At 70.8% G+C, this 981-nt stretch carries 1 pseudogene; it reads left to right on the forward strand.

What is annotated here, in order from left to right:
- A pseudogene (locus FNQ90_RS24755) lies at positions 1–117 on the forward strand (ATP-binding protein); the annotation flags it as partial.
- Positions 118–981 lie beyond the last annotated feature (864 nt).

The raw sequence follows: 981 nt of genomic DNA on the forward strand, positions 1-981 counted from the left end.
GCGTTGCAGATCGGGCCGGACGCGCCGATCATCACGACGGACGCGCGGCATCGTGCGGAGGCGAAGTCGGCGTTGATCACGTTGGTGGAGCACGCCTTGATGGCCCGCCTGCGCTGAGACCCACCCGCGGCGCCCCGGCGGTGACGGCTCTGATCCGTCAGAACGGTGGGAAGGGTTCGCCCGTGATCGCGGGAGGACGCCCCCACACACACCGTCGACACGCGGTGGACATCCGAGTCGAGGCCCGAGCCCCCGGGGATCCCCGGGGGCTCGGGCCTTTTCCCCCTCCCGGGCACCCTCGACCCCTCGGGCACCCTCGACCCCTCGGGCACCCTCGACCCCTCGGGCACCCTCCGGATCCCCACCGAGTCCGTCCGGGGGACGAGGTGTCCGTTTCCCTCTTCGTCCCCGGGGCCCGGGAGATCCCCCCGGGAGCCCGCCGGGAGCCCCCGGGGGCGGGATCCGGTCATCCCGGGTGCCCCGGGGGGCGCACACACCCCACCGGCCCCGGGAGTGACGCGCGGGGCTCCCCGAGGGGCCCCGCCGACACCTCCGGTGCTCCCGCGGTGAGGGGAACCCGACCCCACTTCCCTGTGTTCTTCACCACCCCTGCCGAAACCGCTCACCTGAGTACGACATCCTTGATAACGGTTCGGCAGGCAATCACCGGTACCCGCGCACGGGCGGCGATCGCCTCGTTCCCCTCCGCGCCCAAGGGTGCGCCTTTTCGGGAGTTATTGTCGGATTTGTCAATGTTGTCCGTCGGGGCGAGTGGCCGTAATGGTGCCCCCGGGGGATTGGAAAGTGCGGGCATGACGTGCTGGAATCCGAGCAACCAGGCAGTAGTGGTGGCCCCCGGGGCCGATGCCGAGAGGTGAGAGGCCAGTGAGGCGCAGCAAGACGACCCCTCCGTCACCGGGGGAGTCCGGAGGAGACCGGGCAGTCGGACGGGGCAACTTCACCCCGCCTGTTTCTTACACA

This window comes from Streptomyces alkaliphilus (assembly GCF_014141535.1).
GTDB classification, from domain to species: Bacteria; Actinomycetota; Actinomycetes; order Streptomycetales; family Streptomycetaceae; genus Streptomyces; species Streptomyces alkaliphilus.